Here is a 16,409-nt window from a genome sequence, read left to right as displayed (position 1 = left end):
CTACCCGAAAAGTCTGGGAAGGGTGCTCTCGAAAGTGTCACGGAGTTCGGTCATCTCGACGGCGAACTGGCCCTGAACTTCGATCTCGTCCGAACCCTCGTCGACGACGCCGATGCGCGTCCACGGGAGGTTACGGGCGGTGCACATGCCGGTGAAGCGAGTCTCCTCGGTGCGCGGCACAGCGACGAGCACGCGGCCGGAGGACTCGGAGAACAAGGTGACGAACGGGTCGGCGCCTTCGGGAAGCAGGATGCGGCAACCGGTTTCGCCTGCCAACGCTGCCTCGACGACAGCCTGAGCCAGGCCGCCCTCGGAGAGATCGTGCGCGGCGGAGATCAGACCGTCACGAGATCCGGCGAGCAGAATGTCGGCGAGCAGCTGCTCGCGGGCCAGATCGACCTTCGGCGGCACGCCACCGAGATGATCGTGCTCGACCTGTGCCCAGATGGATCCGTCGAACTCGTCGTGGGTGTCGCCGAGGAGGATCAGTGTCTCGCCGGGCTCGAGGCCGAGTCCGGTGGGGACGCGGCGGTGCACGTCGTCGATGACACCGAGGACTCCGACGACCGGCGTCGGGAGGATCGCTTCGGAGCCCGTCTGGTTGTAGAAGCTGACGTTTCCGCCGGTGACGGGAATGCCGAGGGTGACGCAGCCGTCGGCGAGACCGCGAACGGCCTGCTGGAACTGCCACATGACGCCCGGATCCTCGGGCGATCCGAAGTTGAGGCAGTTGGTGACGGCCTTCGGGGTCGCACCGGTGACGGCGACGTTGCGGAACGCCTCGGCGAGCGCGAGTTGTGCGCCCTGGTACGGGTCGAGTGCGGTGTACCGGCCCGACGCGTCCGTGGCCAGCGCGATACCGCGGCCAGTCGTCTCGTCGATCCGAATCACACCGGCGTCAGCGTTCTCGGCCAGCACGGTATTCCCGCGGACGTAGCGGTCGTACTGCTCGGTGATGAACTTGCGGCTGCAGAGCTGTGGGCTGCCGATCATCTTCAGCAGCGTTGCCTTCAGTTCCTCGGCGGTCTCGGGGCGCTTCAGCGACGCCGTGGTGTTCGCGACGAGTGCGTCCTGAGCGACGGGACGCTGCACGGGCCGCGAGTACACCGGGCCCTCGTGGGCGACGGTCTTCGGCGGAACGTCGACGACGGTCTCCCCGTGCCACGTGATCTCGAGGTTGTCACCGTCGGTGACCTCGCCGATCACCGTCGCGAGAACATCCCACTTCTTGCAGACGGCCATGAACTTGTCGACGTTCTCCGGCGTCACCACGGCGCACATGCGTTCCTGGGACTCGCTCGAGAGCACCTCGGCCGGGGTCATGCCGGTAGCGCGCATCGGGACCTGCTCGAGCGCGATGTGCATGCCACCACTGCCTGCCGACGCGAGTTCGGACGTCGCGCAGGACAATCCGGCGCCGCCGAGGTCCTGGATCCCGACGACGAGCTTCTCGGCATACAGCTCGAGACACGCCTCGATGAGGACCTTCTCGGTGAACGGGTCGCCGACCTGAACGGCAGGAAGCTTCTTCCTGCCGCCTCCCGTCTCATCACCGTCGAACGTCTCCGAGGCCAGCACGGACACGCCACCGATGCCGTCGAGACCCGTGCGAGCGCCGAACAGGATGATCTTGTTGCCCAGGCCCGACGCGAACGCGAGATGCATGTCCTCGACGCGCATGACACCTGCACACAGAGCGTTGAGCAGTGGGTTGCCCGCGTAGGAGGCGTCGAACACCGTTTCGCCGCCGACGTTGGGAAGGCCGAGCGAGTTTCCGTAGCCGCCGACGCCGGAGACGATGCCCGAGAGGACGCGACGTGTATCGGGCGCATCTGCAGCACCGAAACGCAGCTGGTCCATGACGGCGATGGGCCGCGCGCCCATGGCCATGATGTCGCGGACGATGCCGCCGACGCCCGTCGCCGCACCCTGGTAGGGCTCGACGTACGACGGGTGATTGTGGCTTTCCACCTTGAACGTGACGGCCCATCCGTCACCGACGTCGACGACGCCTGCATTCTCGCCGATACCCGCGAGCATCGACTTACGCATCTCGTCGGTGGTGGTCTCGCCGAAGTACTTCAGGTGCACCTTGGAGGACTTGTAGGAGCAGTGCTCGCTCCACATGACGGAGTACATCGCCAGCTCGGCATCCGTCGGCCTGCGACCGAGGATTTCCTTGATGCGGGCGTACTCGTCGTCCTTGAGTCCGAGTTCTTTGTACGGCTGCGCAACATCCGGCGTAGCGACTGCGGCGGAGACAGTGTCAATTTTCACAAAGCTGTCGGACACGAGGAGTGGGGTCCCTTCCTGGAGCGAAATGCCAGGGGGAGTCTATCCGTGCAGGGTGACAGGCCCCAAAAGCAGCGTGCAAACATTGTGCCGTGGATACCCCTTCTGTCGCCTCTTCAGGCTCCGCTCCCATCGCGTTGACGGAGAACGATCTGGACGAATCGGGCGTCCTGACGCCTCAGATGGTGGTCAAGGGTGTGGATATCCCCAGAAAAGCCGTTGTCTGCTTCTTCGCGGAAGTGATCGAGTCCATAGCCGGTCAGGGCAAGGCACGCGTCCTGTCGGTGCTCCGATCCGAGCACGGCGAGCACCCCGTCTACGAGATCGAGCGGGGCGGTGAACGGCTCGCCGTGTTCCATCCGGGAGTCGGCGCACCCCTGGCCGCACTGTTCCTCGAAGAGGCGATCGCGCTCGGCTGCTCGGAGTTCGTCGCCGTCGGGGGCGCGGGAGCACTGACCGATCAGCTCGGCATGGGTCACGTCATGGTTGTCGACAGCGCTGTCCGCGACGAGGGAACGTCGTTCCACTACCTCCCGCCCGGACGGGTCGTCGACGCCGATCCTGCAGGCGTCACGGTGCTGCAGAACGTGCTGACGGAGGCCGGGATCGCGCACGTCACCGGTCGATCCTGGACCACCGACGCTTTGTACCGCGAAACCCGAAGCCGAGTCTCCCGGCGCGTCGACGAGGGCTGCCTGACGGTCGACATGGAAGCGTCGGCGTTCTGCGCGGTCGCCCGGTACCGCGGCGTGCGGTTCGCGCAACTGCTGTACGCGGGAGACTCCCTGGCCGCGGACTGGGAGCACCGCGGCTGGACCAAGGCAGGCACCGTCCGCGAACAACTGTTCTGGCTCGCGGCCGACGCGTGTCTGCAGCTGAGCTAGCTAGGCCGACGGAGCCAGGAACGCAGCGAGGGCGTCGGCATAGGCCTTCACATCGGAGGCGCCCATGAGCTCGCGTGCGCTGTGCATGGCGAGCTGTGCGGCACCGACGTCGACGGTCGACAGGCCCGTCCGTGAGGCCGTGATCGGGCCGATCGTCGAACCGCAGGGCAGATCGGCGCGGTGAACGTAGCGCTGCAGCGGCACCCCCGCCTGGTCGCAGGCCAGCGCGAATGCTCCTGCACCCGCGGAATCCGTTGCGTACCTGAGGTTCTGGTTGACCTTGAGCACGGGCCCTCCACCGAGTTCGATGCGGTGCGCGGGTTCGTGTCGGTCCGGGTAGTTCGGATGCGTCGCATGCGCCATGTCACCGGAGGCGCAGATGGATCCGGCCATGGTGCGGAGGAACTCCTCGCGACCGCCGCCGCGGCCCAACACGATTCGCTCGAGCACCGTGTTGAGCAGGTCCGAGAACGCGCCACGGTCGGACATACTGCCGACTTCCTCGTGGTCGAACAATGCCAGCACCGGGGTGACGTCCGTCGGATTCTGCACTGCCGCAATCAAAGCCTGAGTACCCGCGTAGCACGTTCCCTGGTTGTCGAGCCTCGGTGCGCTGACCAGTTCGCTCTGGGCGCCGACGACTGCGCTGGGCGCGAGGTCGTGCGTCATCAGCTCCCACCCGAGAACCGACGACGGGTCGACGCCTTCGCGTTCCGCGACGAACGAGATGAACGATCGCGGTGAATTACCCACGCCCCAAATGGCATTGACGTGTCGTTGCGGGTCCAAGGTCACGCCCTTGCGATCCTCGGACAGGTGAATTGCGAGCTGCGGGACACGGAGAATCGGTTCGTCGACCTTGACGAGCACCTCACGCAGCCCGTTGCCGTCGCGCACACTGAGTCGACCGGACACACCGAGATCGCGGTCGAGCCAGGAATTGAGCCACGCTCCCCCGTACGGCTCGAGGCCGACCATCTGCCATCCCGCCGACTCCAGATCAGGGTGCTGCTTGACGCGCAGGTTGGGGCTGTCGGTGTGTCCGCCGACGATCCGGAATGCAGTACTGCTGCTCTCGGTACTCCAGGCGACGAGCGACCCGCCGCGGATGAGGTAGTACCGCCCTGCCTCGGCCGGCCAGGCTTCGGTCTCGTCGACGCGGACGAAACCTACCTCCTCGAGCTGCACCGCTACGGTGCGGCACACATGGAACGGCGACGGCGACACGTCGACGAAATTGCACAGACCAGCGGCAGACGCAAGAGACGACATGGGAACCATTGTGTCAGTAGCTGCGTCGAACAGAGCAAGGACCACACATCGACTCGGGGGCGTCATGAATCATCTGGCAGCGCAGGCATCGGGACCGGCTACGACAGCCATCGTCCGCAAGAAAGTGATCGAGGCATTCGGCAGGCACGGGGTGAAGCTGACGAAGATCGACGCCACCACTCTGAAGACCGACGACGGCCACCACGTGACGCTCGAGAATCTGACGGCACGCTGCCTCGGTGCTCCGCGGAAGTACTGGGGCGAGATCATCGAGATCCATGTCGCAACCATGCTCGAGTCACAGCGACTGAGTGACCCGCAGTATCTGCTGAACATGCCGGACGACGAGTTCTACATGCGATTGCGTGAGCGGGTCACTGCGCCGAGCGCGTTGCCGGGCAGGGGCGACTTCCGCTATTCGAGTCCGCTGGTCGATGCGCCGAATTCACCACGCCGAGTGCTGAACTTGACGTTTCCGGACCGTGCGTTGACTCTCGAAGGTCGGTATCTGGAGAATCGAGACCTCGAGGCCGCGTGGGCGTTCGGTCGCGACAACACAGCCGCGATGACCTTCGACGATCGCGAAACACTGACCAAGGACGATGTGACGATCGACGTGTGCAAAGGCGATTCGATCTATCTCGCATCCAAGGTCGCGAACATGCCCACGCTGATCGCCGATCACCTCGGCGATTCACCGTTCGGCGTTCTGTTCGTCGTTCCCAATGCCTACGAGATCGACTACTACAAACCCTTCGAGTTCGACGCCACCGTTCGTGCGTCGACACTGCTCGTGCAGTTGGCGCGCATATTCTCTCGGGACACCCCGAATCCGCTGTCCCAGGATCTCTACTTCTGGCGTGACGGGCAGTACTGCCAGGTCAACGGTAGTTCGTCGGCAGATCTGTTCGAGCGGACTCTCGCCGAGCTCTAGTGCGCGCCCGAGACGCAGAATGCGTTTCCGTCCGGATCGGTCAGGGTGACCCAGCGGAATTCGCCCATCGTGTGCTCGTCGACCTTGGACGCACCCGAATCGACCAGAGCCGTCACCTCGGTGTCGAGATCCGCCGTCGTCAGATCCAGGTGGATTCGGTTCTTGCCCGGCGTCGGGTCGTCGACCTTCTGGAAGGCAAGGCGGTACGGCGCCGAGGGCAGCGAGACGGTGTAGAACCACCCGTCGTTCTCTTCTTCGATGGTTCCGCCGGTCCTGGCCGCCCACCACGTCGCGAGCGGTCCAGGATCGGAGGAGTCGATCGTGATCATCACCGGTGTCAGGGTCATGCGTCGGAGAATAGACCCTGCTTCCTGCTAGGCCGAGACGATTGCGTCCAGTGCCGAGTAGAAGATGCCGAGGCCGTCGTCGCTGGGGCCGGTGAGGGGCTCGGTGGCGTGCTCGGGATGCGGCATGAGTCCGACGACGCGGCCGTTGGGCGAGGAGATTCCGGCGATGTCCCGCTGGCTACCGTTCGGGTTGGATCCGCTGTAGCGGAACACGACGCGGCCTTCGCCCTCGAGCTCGTCGAGCACGTTCTGTGATGCCTGGAACCGGCCTTCGGCGTTCTTGACCGGGATCAGGATCTCGGCACCCGTCTCGTAGCGCGACGACCACGCGGTGTCCGAGTTCTCCACTTTCAGCCACTGGTCGCGGCAGACGAAGTGCAGGCCCTCGTTGCGGGTCAGCGCGCCGGGAAGCAGGCCGACTTCACACAGAACTTGGAAGCCGTTGCAGATGCCGAGGACCGGCATGCCGCCTTCGGCCGCCTTGACGACGGATTCCATGACGGGTGCGAACCGGGCGATCGCGCCTGCACGCAGGTAGTCGCCGTAGGAGAACCCGCCGGGGACGACGATGGCGTCCACGTTCTTCAGGTCCGCGTCGGCGTGCCACAGACTGACGGCCTCGCCGCCGGCGAGCGTCACGGCGCGGGAGGCGTCGACGTCGTCGAGAGTTCCGGGGAAGGTGATGACCCCCACGCGGGCGGACGAGTTGCGTGTGCTCATGCTTCTCGGGTGACCTTCCAGTCCTCGATGACGGTGTTCGCGAGGAGCGATTCCGCGATCTTCTCGAGCTCGGCGTCGTCGACGCTGTCGTCGACCTCCAACTCGAACCGCTTGCCCTGCCTGACGTCGGAGACGCCTGCTACGCCGAGACGACCAAGCGCGCCTGCGATGGCCTGACCCTGCGGGTCGAGGATTTCGGCCTTGGGCATGACATCGACAACTACTCGGGCCACGAGGGAGCTCCTTGGATAAGACAAATACCGGCGGTGAAGAGTTTACGCAGCACCAGCGCGAGCCGCGAAACTGCGCTTAGTGTGGAGGAATGAAGCTGACGCACTTCGGACATTCCTGTGTACTCGTCGAGCTGAACGGCACCACGGTGCTGTTCGATCCCGGCAACTTCTCACACGGCTTCGAGGGCATCACCGGGCTCGACGCCATTCTGATCACCCACCAGCACCCCGACCACGTCGACCTCGAGCGTCTTCCTGCACTGGTGGACGGCAATCCGAACGCAGCGTTGTACGCGGATCCGATGACCGCGTCGCAACTCGGCGAGCGGTGGACGGCCACACACGCGGGCCAGACGTTCTCCGTCGGCGGCATCCAGGTGAGTGGTGTCGGCGGAACCCATGCCGTCATCCACCCCGAACTGCCCGTGATCGACAACACTGGCTATCTGCTGGGGACACCGGAGAATCCGGGGCAACTGTTCCATCCCGGCGACTCGTTGTTCGTTCCCGAGCAGAAGGTGGACGTGCTGGCGCTCCCGACTGCGGCGCCGTGGTCGAAGCTCTCGGAGAACGTCGAGTTTCTGCGCGCAGTCGCACCTCGGACCGCGTTCCCGATCCACCAGGCCGTCGTCGCCGAGGAGGCCAGGGGAATCTACTACGGCCGGTTCAAGGACATGGCCGACGAGAACACCGAATTCCGCGAGCTTCCTCAGGAATCCTCCCTCTCCATGTGAGTAAAAATATAGGCCGGGGACAGGAGCGGAGCCTGCGGAGCGACCCGATGGCACTGTCATCTCCACTCACATCAACCGGTCACCTCGGGCGGCAGAGTGTCCAGCATGATCACGGAGCTTCCGTCCCACTGGTAGCGGATTGCGGCGGGGCCACCGTCGGGTGCTGCGAACGCCTCGTCGGCGACGAGCCAGCGATAGTTCACGGTGATCGTGTCGGCGGTCTGGGTTGCAACACTCGTGAAGCTGTACGGCGCTGCCGTCGCCGTGCCGAGGTACACACCGCTGCCGAAGAACAGAATGTGCTCCGGTGTGCTCGCGGTTGCATACGGCGACGCCGCAGCTTCCACCCACGTGAACGCCGCACAGGGATCACCTGTCCGGCCTGCGGTCCAGGCTTCGTCCGGGAAGTATCGCGGAATGGATGCCACAGCATCGGCGACCACGGCAGCGTCCACACATGTCTTCGGCTGGACCGGGGTCACTGTCGGAGCTGCGTCCGCCGTCGGGATCCTGATGTCCGACGGAAGGGCAGGGACCGGCGACGGAACCACGACCGACGGCAGCGCGCCCACCGAGGGTGCAACCGTCGGCGTCGCGGCCTGCTGCCCCGGCGCGGCAGTGGATTCCGACACTGCGGTCGCTGTGCCGCCATCGGTGTTTCCGCAGGCCACAGCGGCCATCATGCAGAGGGTCACGAGCACGATTCTTTTCATGGCGCCGCCTCGACATCGATTGCATCGTCGAGGGTTACATCCACTGGACCAGGTGGTCCGTTACGTCACGATCTCATAACCCCGCGAGCGGTCAGGCTGCTCTCACCCTGCGAACGTGTTCGTACACGCCCGGTGTTGCACCGCTGTAGAGCGCCAGGTCGACCGCGTCCAGGATTGCCTGCCGGGGACCGCTGCGGCCCAGTTGTTTTGCGCTGACCGCCAATCGGACGGTGCCGCCGCGTCGGGCGGTACGTCCGGCGCCGATGACCAGTGCTCGACACCACCAGGGTTCGGCTTTGAAGCCTTCGCCGATGCCCAGGACTCGTGCCCGTACGAGCGATCCCGATTCCAGATCGTGAATTGCACTGAGGCCGGCGATCATTCGAAAGCCGGCCTCGGGCAGAGCGGCAACTGCTCCGGGTGATGCGATCCACCGCGGCGCTGCGAACACCCTTGTGCGCAAGCCGGTCTGCTCCATGACCCGGTCGGCGGCCATGAGCCGCAGCCGTGCTTCGTGACGTGGAAGTGCTGCGAATTCGGCTCGGCGACGCTTGGTCGCGGCCTGGTCGTACCCGTGCAGGACTATCGCATCCCCCAGGTCCCGACGCCCTCGCAGCCAGTCCTGGGTGTTCTCGTCTTTCGTGAGCCGGTACTTGTCCTTCAGCCGCGGCGCAACGAGAAGCGACTGCGCGACGCCACGCTTGTCCAGTTCGAGGGCGAACTCCGCTGCGTTGTCGCAGGTGTCGTCCCTGATTCCGCTCACCGACACGATCAGTGCTCCAGACATGCCGCGAGCCTCGCACACCGATGTGAACGAGGCTCGACGGCAGAATTGATCGCGTCTAAACGGCGATGTTCTCCTTGGGCAGGATCTTGTCGATCGCAGCCAGTACTTCAGGGGCGTCCGGCTCGGTACGTGGGCGGAAGCGGTTGGTGACGACGCCCTCGGGTGAGATCAGGAACTTCTCGAAGTTCCACTGGATGTCTCCTGCGACGCCTTCTGCGTCCTCGGTCTTGGTGAGCTCCGCGTAGAGCGGGTGCCGGTTCTCTCCGTTGACCTCGATCTTCTCCGTGATGGGGAAGGTGACGCCGTAGGTGGTGGAGCAGAACGTTTCGATTTCCTCGGCGGTGCCGGGCTCCTGACCACCGAACTGGTTGCAAGGAACGCCGATGACGGACAGTCCCTTCGCCGAGTATTCGGTGGCAAGCTTCTCGAGTGTGGCGTACTGAGGCGTCAGGCCGCACTTCGAGGCGACATTCACCACGAGGACGGCTCTGCCCGCGTACTCGTCGAGCGAGGTGGGCGCACCGCCCAGCGTGTTGATGCCGATGTTCTGGACTTCAGTCATTCCACGAACTTACCTGTGGGTACCGACTTCTGGTGAGTTGGCTGTCCGAACACACAAGAGCGACCCTCCGAGTGGGAGGGCCGCTCTTGTACTACACGCCTGGTGACGGGGGGTGCGCGTCACCAGGCGGGGTCTTTTACGCCTTGGCTGCGGCTTTATCGAGCTCGACGCGCTTGTCGTCTTCCGGGAGATGGTCGTCGACCATGGTCTCCTCGTCGAACGGCAGGTCTCCGTCGAGGACGGTCTTGACGCGTGACGCGTCGATCGTCTTGGTCCAGGTTCCCACGAGAAGGGTTGCAACTGCGTTGCCGGAGAAGTTCGTGAGTGCCCGGGCCTCGGACATGAACCGGTCGATGCCGACGATCATGCCGACGCCGTCGAGCAGTTCGGGGCGGTGGCTCTGCAGGCCGCCCGCGAGGGTTGCCAGACCGGCACCGGAGACTCCGGCAGCACCCTTCGACGCGATGATCATGAAGAGCAGCAAGGAGAACTGCTCGGGGATCGAGAGCGGCATGTTCATCGCGTCGGCGATGAAGATCGACGCCATGGTCAGGTAGATGGCGGTGCCGTCGAGGTTGAACGAGTATCCGGTCGGGACGACGATGCCGACGGTGGTGCGCTCGACGCCGACATGCTCCATCTTGGCGATCAGACGCGGCAGAGCCGACTCGGACGAGCTCGTCGCGACGATGAGCAGGTATTCGCGCCCCAGGTACTTGGCCAGCTTGAAGATCGAGAAGCCGGACACGAACTTCAGGATCAGGCCGAGGAAGCCGAACACGAAGATGAAGCACGTGATGTAGAACGCCAGCATCAGTGTGCCGAGCTGAACGACAGCGTCGAATCCGGTCTTGCCGACCACACCGGCGATGGCGCCGAAAGCGCCGATCGGGGCGAGCCACAGGATCATCGTCAGGATGCGGAACACGAGCTTCTGCACTGCGCCGATGCCCTTGAGGATGCCCTCGCCCTGCTTGCCCATGGCCTGGAGTGCGAAGCCGACGAGGATGGCGACGAACAACGTCTGCAGCACCGAGCCTGCGGTCAAGGACGACAACAGCGACTCGGGGATGATTCCGGCGATGAAGTCCATCGTGCCGCCTGCACCTTCGGCGTCCTCGGCGTACTCCGAACCACCGCCTGGCACGATGTTCAGGCCGGTGCCTGGCTGGATCAAGTTGCCGACGACCATGCCGATGCCGAGGGCGATCGTCGACATTCCGATGAAGTAGGCGAGCGCGAGCCCGCCGACCTTGCCGACACTGGCTGCAGCTTTGACCGAGCCGATGCCGAGAACGATGGTGCAGAAGATGACCGGGCTGATCATCATCTTGATCAAGCTGACGAACAGGGTGCCGAGCACTGCGAGCTCGACACCGAAGTCCTTCCACAGGAGACCGACGGCAACACCGGCGACCACGGCGATGATCACCGCGATGTAGAGCCAGTGCGTCTTGTCGCGCTTCTTCTTCGGTTCCGGCGCCGGATTCCGGTTTTCAGCATCGATGCTGGTAGTCATGGGTACGTCCTTTGTGACTAATGGAGTGAGTTGGATCACGCCTTGCTAGAGGACGATGTTGGTGGAATTCGTGACCGTAGTCACGAATACGTTCATTCTGTTCACGAGAACCGGGTACGAAACAAAGGAACGAAACGTGGCGAAGCGTCCGACGAGCGTTGCAGGGCAAGTTCTGATCCTGCAATTGATCGTCATGGCCGTCATCGTGCTTGCCGGCGGGTTCCTGACCATCGTCAACGAGCGGTCCAACAGCGACGAGGCGACCCGCCGCGAGGTCATCGCCGTCGCGGCGAGCATCGCCAACGAACCGTCGACGCCGACGGCGATCGCCTCGGACGACCCCACTGCGTACCTGCAACCGGAGACCGAACGAATTCGAAAGGTCACCGGCGTCGACTTCATCGTCGTGATGGCGCCGGACCGAACTCGTTTCACTCACACCACCGTCGACCTGATCGGTCAGCCGTTCAGCGGCAACATCGATCGCGCACTCGAGGGTGAGACGTTCACCGAGACCTACGTCGGGTCGCTCGGTCCCTCGATCCGCGCGGTGACGCCGGTGACCGACTCCACCGGCGCCATCGTCGGCCTGGTGTCGGCCGGGGTGACGAGGGACAAGATCAGCGATCAGTTCCTGGCCGGGCTTCCTCTCATCGTCGGGGTGGTGATCTCGGCCTTCATCGTCGCCGCCGGCGGCTCGGTGGCACTGAGCCGACGACTTCGTCGTCAGACGTTGGGCATGGCGCCGGACGAGTTGCGTTCGATGTACGAGCATCACGACGCCGTTCTGCACTCCATCAGCGAAGGGTTGCTCGTGTTCGGCAAGCGGGACACGGCGGAAATCGTCAACGACGAGGCCAGGCGGCTCCTCGATCTCCCCGACGGCCCTGTTCGACGGACGGACCTGCCGGAATCACTGCAGCACATGACGTCCGGCGGCGAACTCCACCTGACCGAAACCCGCGTGCTGGTCGTCAACTCCGACCCGGTGATGTGGGAGGGTCGACGCCTCGGCGACGTTCTCACGATCCGCGATCGAACGGAATTGCAAGGGGTGATCGGTGAACTCGATTCGGTGCGGAGCTTCGCCGAATCGCTGCGTTCGCAGGCGCACGAGTCCGCGAATCGCCTGCACACCGTCATCACGATGGTGGAACTCGGTCGGCCGCAGGAAGCTGTCGAGTTCGCGACTGCGGACCTCGAACTGTCGCAGAACTTGATCGACCGATTGATGAGTGCCGTGGGTGAACCCGCTCTGGCCGCCTTGTTGTTGGGCAAAGTCAGTCAGGCAGCCGAGCAGAGCGTCGAACTCACGATCACCGAGGACACAGCACTCGAACATGCCGGCATCGTCACTCCGCGGGAATTGGTCACGCTGGTCGGTAATTTGATAGACAATGCAATCGATGCGTCGAAGGAAGCAGAGCAGCCGTGGGTCGAAGTGACGGTGCGTGATTCGGAATCGGAGCTGATGGTTCGGGTGTCCGACAGCGGCCCGGGGATGCCCGCCGACGTACTGAGAACTGCACTGACCCGCGGATACTCGACCAAATCCGGGTCGCGCGGCCTGGGTCTGGCACTGGTGACACAGGTGGTCAATCGGTATCGCGGATCGCTGACCTCCGAGGTCACCTACGGTTCGGTGTTGACCGCGACCATTCCGCTGGGGAGGCCCTCGTGATCCGAGTGTTGATAGTCGAGGACGAACCGTTGATCGCCGAGGCGCATCGCAGCTACGTCGAGCGCGTTCCGGGTTTCACCGTCGTCGCCCTGGCGCACACAGGGTCGGCCGCACTGCGGGCCGCAGCCGAAGCCGTCGAACCGATCGACCTGGTGCTGCTGGACATCGGCCTGCCCGATTCCAACGGCATCGACGTCGCCGCAGCGCTCGGCGGCCTCCGGCCCAGCCCGGACGTCATCGCCATCACGTCGGAGCGTGACCTCTCGGTGGTCCGATCCGCCGTGGCCCACGGTGTCGTTCTGTACCTACTGAAGCCGTTCACGTTCGCCGCGTTTCGGGACAAGCTGGACCGGTACCGCGAGTTCCACGACGCCCTTCCCGCGGGAGAGAACGCCGCGAGCCAGCGGGACATAGACCGCGCGATGTCCCACCTGCGCACCGCGGACGAACGCGCCTCGACCCCGAAAGGCATTGCACCGCAGACGATGGACGGCGTCACCGCAATCGTCCGCGACGCCCCCGACGGGCTCAACGCGTCCGAGGCCGCCAAGCTCGTCGGAGTCTCGCGCGTGACGGCCTGGCGGTACCTCGAGCGCCTCGCCGACGACGGCCTGGTCACCCGGAACACCGAGTACGGAAAGGCCGGTCGCCCGCAGGTCAGGTACGTCTGGCGCTGACACTCACATACGGGCGCCGGTCTGCTGCACGATCCAGGCGTATTCGAAGGCGGCTTCCTTCCACTTCTCGTATCGTCCACTGACGCCGCCGTGGCCTGCGCTCATCTCGGTCTTGAGCAGCAGGTCGGAGTCACCGGTCTTGGTGGCACGCAGTGCGGCAACCCATTTGGCGGGCTCGACGTAGAGCACACGGGTGTCGTTGATGGACGTGATCGCGAGGATCGCTGGGTAGTCCTTGGCTTCGACGTTCTCGTAGGGACTGTACGACTTCATGTAGTCGTACACCTCCTTGTCCGCCAACGGATTGCCCCACTCGTCCCACTCGATGACCGTGAGCGGCAGCGACGGGTCGAGAATGGAGGTCAGTGGATCGACGAACGGAACGTTCGCGAGGATGCCGTTGAACAGCTCCGGCGCCAGGTTCGCGACAGCACCCATCAGGAGCCCGCCCGCGCTACCACCGTCGGCGACGAGGTGTTTCGGCGCCGTCCGACCCGTGTCGATCAGATGCTGTGCAGCGGAGACGAAATCGGTGAACGTGTTCTTCTTGGTGAGAGTCTTGCCGTTCTCGTACCAGTGGCGGCCCATCTCGCCGCCACCGCGCACGTGTGCGACGACGAAGACGATTCCGCGGTCCAGTAGCGAGAGCCTGGCTACGGAGAACGCCGGATCCATCGATGCTTCGTACGATCCGTAGCCGTACAGCAGGGTCGGAGCAGGGCCTTCGGGAACGTCCTTGCGCAACACGATGGACAGCGGAATGCGGGTCCCGTCGGCCGCGACGGCCCAATCTCGATGCTGGACGTAGTCGTCGGCGCGGAAATCACCCAGGACGGGCTGCGCCTTACGGAGCAGCAACTCGCCTGATTTCACGTCGTAGTCGTACACCTGCCCAGGGGTGATGAACGAGGTGTAGACAAGACGAAGAAGTGGCTGCGTCCACTCGGGATTCGAGCCGGCGCCGACGGCGAAGAGTTCTTCCTCGAACTCGAGTTCCTCGTAGTCGCCGTACCCCTCGGGTCCGATCGGCCAGATAGCCAGCCGTGTCAACGCTTCTCGGCGGTAGTTGAGTACGAGATGGTCGGCGAACGCGTCGACGTCCTCGAGCCTGACGTCGTCGCGGTGCGGAATCAGAATGGTCTGGTTCGACGGATCGTCGACGGGTGCGTCGGCGAGGAGAAAGTTCTCCGCCTTCTCGCCGTCGGTTCCCCAGCCGTTGACGGAGCCGTTGTGCTGGATCAGGAATCGATCCTCACCGTTCACCACGGCATGCTCGACGCTGTACTCCACACCGGTTTCGCGCGGGAGTACGACGCGGAATTCGCCTTCCGGATTCTCGGATTCCAGGACGAGGCATTCGGAGGTGATCTTGGAGCCGACCCAGATCATCAGGTACTTCTCGCTACGGGTGGAGCCGAATCCGACCCAGTAGCTCTCGTCCGGCTCGTGGAAGACCTTGACGTCCTCGGAGGATGGTGTGCCGAGCTTGTGCCGCCACACGGTGTCGGGACGCCAGGATTCGTCGACGGTTTGGTAGAAGACGTGACCGTGGTCGATCGACCACGTCGCTCCGGTGGAGACCTTCTCGATGGTGTCGGGCAGCATCTCATCGGTGCGCAGGTCCTTGAAACGCAACGTGTACCGCTCGTCGCCCTCGGTGTCGGTCGAGTAGGCCAGGAGGTTACCGTCCTGGCTGATCGAGAATGCTCCGAGGGAGAAGAAGGTGTGCCCCTCGGCCTCGATGTTGGAATCGAGAAGGACTTGCTCGCCCGGCACCTCACCGGACAGAGTGGGAGGTGTCCAGTCGTCGGGAGAATCCACGGCGCAACGGCATTGGAGGCCGTAGGACTTGCCTTCGATGGTCCGCGAGTAGTACCACCAGTCGCCCATACGCGTCGGGACCGACAGGTCTGTCTCCTGGGTGCGTGACTTGATCTCGTCGAAGATCTGTCCGCGGAGTTCCTCGAGACCGGCGGTCTGCTGCTCGGTGTAGGCGTTCTCGGCTTCGAGGTAGGCGATCACCTCGGCATCTTCCTTGTCCCGCAGCCACTCGTAGTTGTCGACGACGGTGTCGCCGTGGTGGGTCCGTTCGAGGGGGACCTTCTTGGCAATCGGTGGAGTAACTGTCATGGCTTGACCCAATCGTCGAAGTTGAGGCCTGAAATGCGTTCGTAAGCCTCGATGTACCGTGCACGAGTCGCCGCGACGACGTCGTCGGGAAGAGCGGGCGGCGGCGTGTCACCGTGACGGTCCCAGCCCGATTCGCCCGTCAGCCAGTCGCGGACGTACTGCTTGTCGAAGCTCGGCTGGACGCGACCTTCCTCGTAGCTGTCGGCCGGCCAGTACCGCGAGGAATCCGGGGTGAGCACCTCGTCGGCGAGAACCAGGTTGCCGTCGGCGTCCTGCCCGAATTCGAACTTGGTGTCGGCGAGGATGATTCCGCGGTCGAGTGCGAAATTGGCAGCTCGGGCGTAGATCTCGAGGGTGTCCTCGCGAAGTTTGAACGCCAATTCCTCCCCGACCTTGTCGACGACGGCGGCGTAGTCGACGTTCTCGTCGTGCTCGCCGAGAGCCGCTTTGGCCGCGGGCGTGAAGATCGGCTCGTCGAGCTTGCTGGATTCGACCAGACCGTCGGGCAGGCCGACACCGCACACCGCGCCGGTCCGCTGGTAGTCCGAGAGCCCCGAACCGGTCAGGTAACCGCGAGCGACGCATTCGATCGGCACCATCTCGAGGCGCTTGACGACAAGAGCCCGTCCGAGCAGTTCCTGAGGGATCCGCTCGTCGAGCGGATCACCGGCGAGGTGATTGACTCCCCCGAGCTCTTCGAAGAAGAACACGCTCATCGCCGTCAGGACACGCCCCTTGTCGGGGATCGGCGTATCGAGGACGTGGTCGTAGGCGGAGATGCGGTCGCTTGCGACGAGAAGCAGGTGGTCGTCGTCGACGATGTAGAGATCGCGAACCTTGCCGCCGGCCAGATGCTGGTAGCTACTGAGTGTTGGGCGCACGAAACCAACCCTATCTGGGCCTGATGTCGCCATGTCTCGGCGA

At 64.3% G+C, this 16,409-nt stretch carries 16 protein-coding genes; 5 read left to right on the top strand and 11 right to left on the bottom strand.

All coding sequences use genetic code 11. The features are described from left to right. Positions 1 to 2,277 (bottom strand): phosphoribosylformylglycinamidine synthase subunit PurL, encoded by a 2,277-nt coding sequence (gene purL / locus BH95_RS25180; RefSeq protein WP_019667373.1) that lies wholly within the window; start codon positions 2,275 to 2,277, stop codon positions 1 to 3. A 107-nt stretch (positions 2,278 to 2,384) separates the two neighbouring features. On the opposite strand from purL, the gene BH95_RS25175 reads away from it, so the two are divergent. After that, entirely contained in the window at positions 2,385 to 3,176 is a 792-nt protein-coding gene (locus BH95_RS25175; protein ID WP_230595943.1) for a nucleoside phosphorylase, read from the top strand. On the opposite strand, the gene BH95_RS25170 is transcribed toward BH95_RS25175, so the two are convergent. Then, positions 3,177 to 4,457, bottom strand: a complete 1,281-nt coding sequence (locus BH95_RS25170; RefSeq protein WP_019667375.1) for a M18 family aminopeptidase — start codon at positions 4,455 to 4,457, stop codon at positions 3,177 to 3,179. A 55-nt stretch (positions 4,458 to 4,512) separates the two neighbouring features. On the opposite strand from BH95_RS25170, the gene BH95_RS25165 reads away from it, so the two are divergent. After that, complete coding sequence (locus BH95_RS25165; RefSeq protein ID WP_019667376.1) at positions 4,513 to 5,382, top strand: hypothetical protein; 870 nt, start codon at positions 4,513 to 4,515, stop codon at positions 5,380 to 5,382. Here the strand turns inward: BH95_RS25165 and BH95_RS25160 are convergent. From BH95_RS25160 to purS, 3 genes are read right to left on the bottom strand one after another with little or no spacing between them, the layout of a single operon-like run. Further along, a complete protein-coding gene (locus BH95_RS25160) occupies positions 5,379 to 5,729 on the bottom strand; it encodes a VOC family protein (RefSeq protein WP_019667377.1) in 351 nt (116 codons plus the stop codon). The genes BH95_RS25165 and BH95_RS25160 overlap by 4 nt on opposite strands. Positions 5,730 to 5,756: 27 nt before the next feature. Continuing rightward, entirely contained in the window at positions 5,757 to 6,449 is a 693-nt protein-coding gene (purQ, locus tag BH95_RS25155) for a phosphoribosylformylglycinamidine synthase subunit PurQ (RefSeq protein ID WP_019667378.1), read from the bottom strand. After that, entirely contained in the window at positions 6,446 to 6,682 is a 237-nt protein-coding gene (gene purS, locus BH95_RS25150) for a phosphoribosylformylglycinamidine synthase subunit PurS (RefSeq protein ID WP_026348182.1), read from the bottom strand. Before purS ends, purQ begins: the two co-directional genes overlap by 4 nt. 89 nt (positions 6,683 to 6,771) lie before the next feature. Between purS and BH95_RS25145 the strand changes: the two genes are divergently transcribed. Beyond that, positions 6,772 to 7,416, top strand: a complete 645-nt coding sequence (locus BH95_RS25145) for an MBL fold metallo-hydrolase (protein ID WP_019667380.1) — start codon at positions 6,772 to 6,774, stop codon at positions 7,414 to 7,416. A gap of 71 nt (positions 7,417 to 7,487) precedes the next feature. Here BH95_RS25145 and BH95_RS25140 read toward each other — a convergent pair whose 3' ends face one another. The 4 genes from BH95_RS25140 to BH95_RS25125 all read right to left on the bottom strand — a co-directional run bounded on the left by BH95_RS25140 (position 7,488) and on the right by BH95_RS25125 (position 10,997). Continuing rightward, positions 7,488 to 8,129 (bottom strand): LppP/LprE family lipoprotein, encoded by a 642-nt coding sequence (locus tag BH95_RS25140; protein ID WP_019667381.1) that lies wholly within the window; start codon positions 8,127 to 8,129, stop codon positions 7,488 to 7,490. Between the two features lie 91 nt (positions 8,130 to 8,220). Continuing rightward, positions 8,221 to 8,916, bottom strand: coding sequence for a DUF2334 domain-containing protein (locus BH95_RS25135; protein ID WP_019667382.1), 696 nt, complete (start codon positions 8,914 to 8,916; stop codon positions 8,221 to 8,223). Between the two features lie 55 nt (positions 8,917 to 8,971). After that, on the bottom strand, positions 8,972 to 9,478 hold the full coding sequence (locus tag BH95_RS25130; protein WP_019667383.1) for a glutathione peroxidase: 507 nt from the start codon (positions 9,476 to 9,478) through the stop codon (positions 8,972 to 8,974). A 136-nt stretch (positions 9,479 to 9,614) separates the two neighbouring features. After that, positions 9,615 to 10,997 carry a C4-dicarboxylate transporter DctA gene (locus BH95_RS25125; protein ID WP_019667384.1) on the bottom strand — a complete coding sequence of 461 codons (1,383 nt, stop codon included), beginning with the start codon at positions 10,995 to 10,997 and terminating at the stop codon, positions 9,615 to 9,617. Positions 10,998 to 11,190: 193 nt separating this feature from the next. Here BH95_RS25125 and BH95_RS25120 point away from each other — a divergent pair, with 193 nt between their 5' ends. Together BH95_RS25120 and BH95_RS25115 are read left to right on the top strand one after the other, a co-directional pair. Beyond that, positions 11,191 to 12,678 carry a sensor histidine kinase gene (locus BH95_RS25120; RefSeq protein ID WP_230621146.1) on the top strand — a complete coding sequence of 496 codons (1,488 nt, stop codon included), beginning with the start codon at positions 11,191 to 11,193 and terminating at the stop codon, positions 12,676 to 12,678. After that, positions 12,675 to 13,355, top strand: coding sequence for a response regulator (locus BH95_RS25115; RefSeq protein ID WP_019667386.1), 681 nt, complete (start codon positions 12,675 to 12,677; stop codon positions 13,353 to 13,355). Before BH95_RS25120 ends, BH95_RS25115 begins: the two co-directional genes overlap by 4 nt. A 3-nt stretch (positions 13,356 to 13,358) precedes the next feature. Here the strand turns inward: BH95_RS25115 and BH95_RS25110 are convergent, their stop codons facing one another. Continuing rightward, on the bottom strand, positions 13,359 to 15,485 hold the full coding sequence (locus BH95_RS25110; protein ID WP_019667387.1) for a S9 family peptidase: 2,127 nt from the start codon (positions 15,483 to 15,485) through the stop codon (positions 13,359 to 13,361). Then, positions 15,482 to 16,366 (bottom strand): phosphoribosylaminoimidazolesuccinocarboxamide synthase, encoded by an 885-nt coding sequence (locus tag BH95_RS25105; RefSeq protein WP_037184791.1) that lies wholly within the window; start codon positions 16,364 to 16,366, stop codon positions 15,482 to 15,484. The genes BH95_RS25110 and BH95_RS25105 overlap by 4 nt, the downstream gene beginning before the upstream one ends. Positions 16,367 to 16,409 lie beyond the last annotated feature (43 nt).

The sequence above is a fragment of the Rhodococcoides fascians A44A genome (genome assembly GCF_000760735.1).
In the GTDB taxonomy this organism is placed as follows: domain Bacteria; phylum Actinomycetota; class Actinomycetes; order Mycobacteriales; family Mycobacteriaceae; genus Rhodococcoides; species Rhodococcoides fascians_E.
This window is presented reverse-complemented; position numbering and strand designations above follow the sequence as displayed.

Coding starts and splice junctions, on each gene's coding strand:
- BH95_RS25170 (WP_019667375.1), bottom strand. CDS start 4,457: ATGGTTCCCATGTCGTCTCTTGCGTCTGCCGCTGGTCTGTGCAATTTC.
- BH95_RS25165 (WP_019667376.1), top strand. CDS start 4,513: ATGAATCATCTGGCAGCGCAGGCATCGGGACCGGCTACGACAGCCATC.
- BH95_RS25160 (WP_019667377.1), bottom strand. CDS start 5,729: ATGACCCTGACACCGGTGATGATCACGATCGACTCCTCCGATCCTGGA.
- purQ (WP_019667378.1), bottom strand. CDS start 6,449: ATGAGCACACGCAACTCGTCCGCCCGCGTGGGGGTCATCACCTTCCCC.
- BH95_RS25145 (WP_019667380.1), top strand. CDS start 6,772: ATGAAGCTGACGCACTTCGGACATTCCTGTGTACTCGTCGAGCTGAAC.
- BH95_RS25140 (WP_019667381.1), bottom strand. CDS start 8,129: ATGAAAAGAATCGTGCTCGTGACCCTCTGCATGATGGCCGCTGTGGCC.
- BH95_RS25135 (WP_019667382.1), bottom strand. CDS start 8,916: ATGTCTGGAGCACTGATCGTGTCGGTGAGCGGAATCAGGGACGACACC.
- BH95_RS25130 (WP_019667383.1), bottom strand. CDS start 9,478: ATGACTGAAGTCCAGAACATCGGCATCAACACGCTGGGCGGTGCGCCC.
- BH95_RS25125 (WP_019667384.1), bottom strand. CDS start 10,997: ATGACTACCAGCATCGATGCTGAAAACCGGAATCCGGCGCCGGAACCG.
- BH95_RS25120 (WP_230621146.1), top strand. CDS start 11,191: ATGGCCGTCATCGTGCTTGCCGGCGGGTTCCTGACCATCGTCAACGAG.
- BH95_RS25110 (WP_019667387.1), bottom strand. CDS start 15,485: ATGACAGTTACTCCACCGATTGCCAAGAAGGTCCCCCTCGAACGGACC.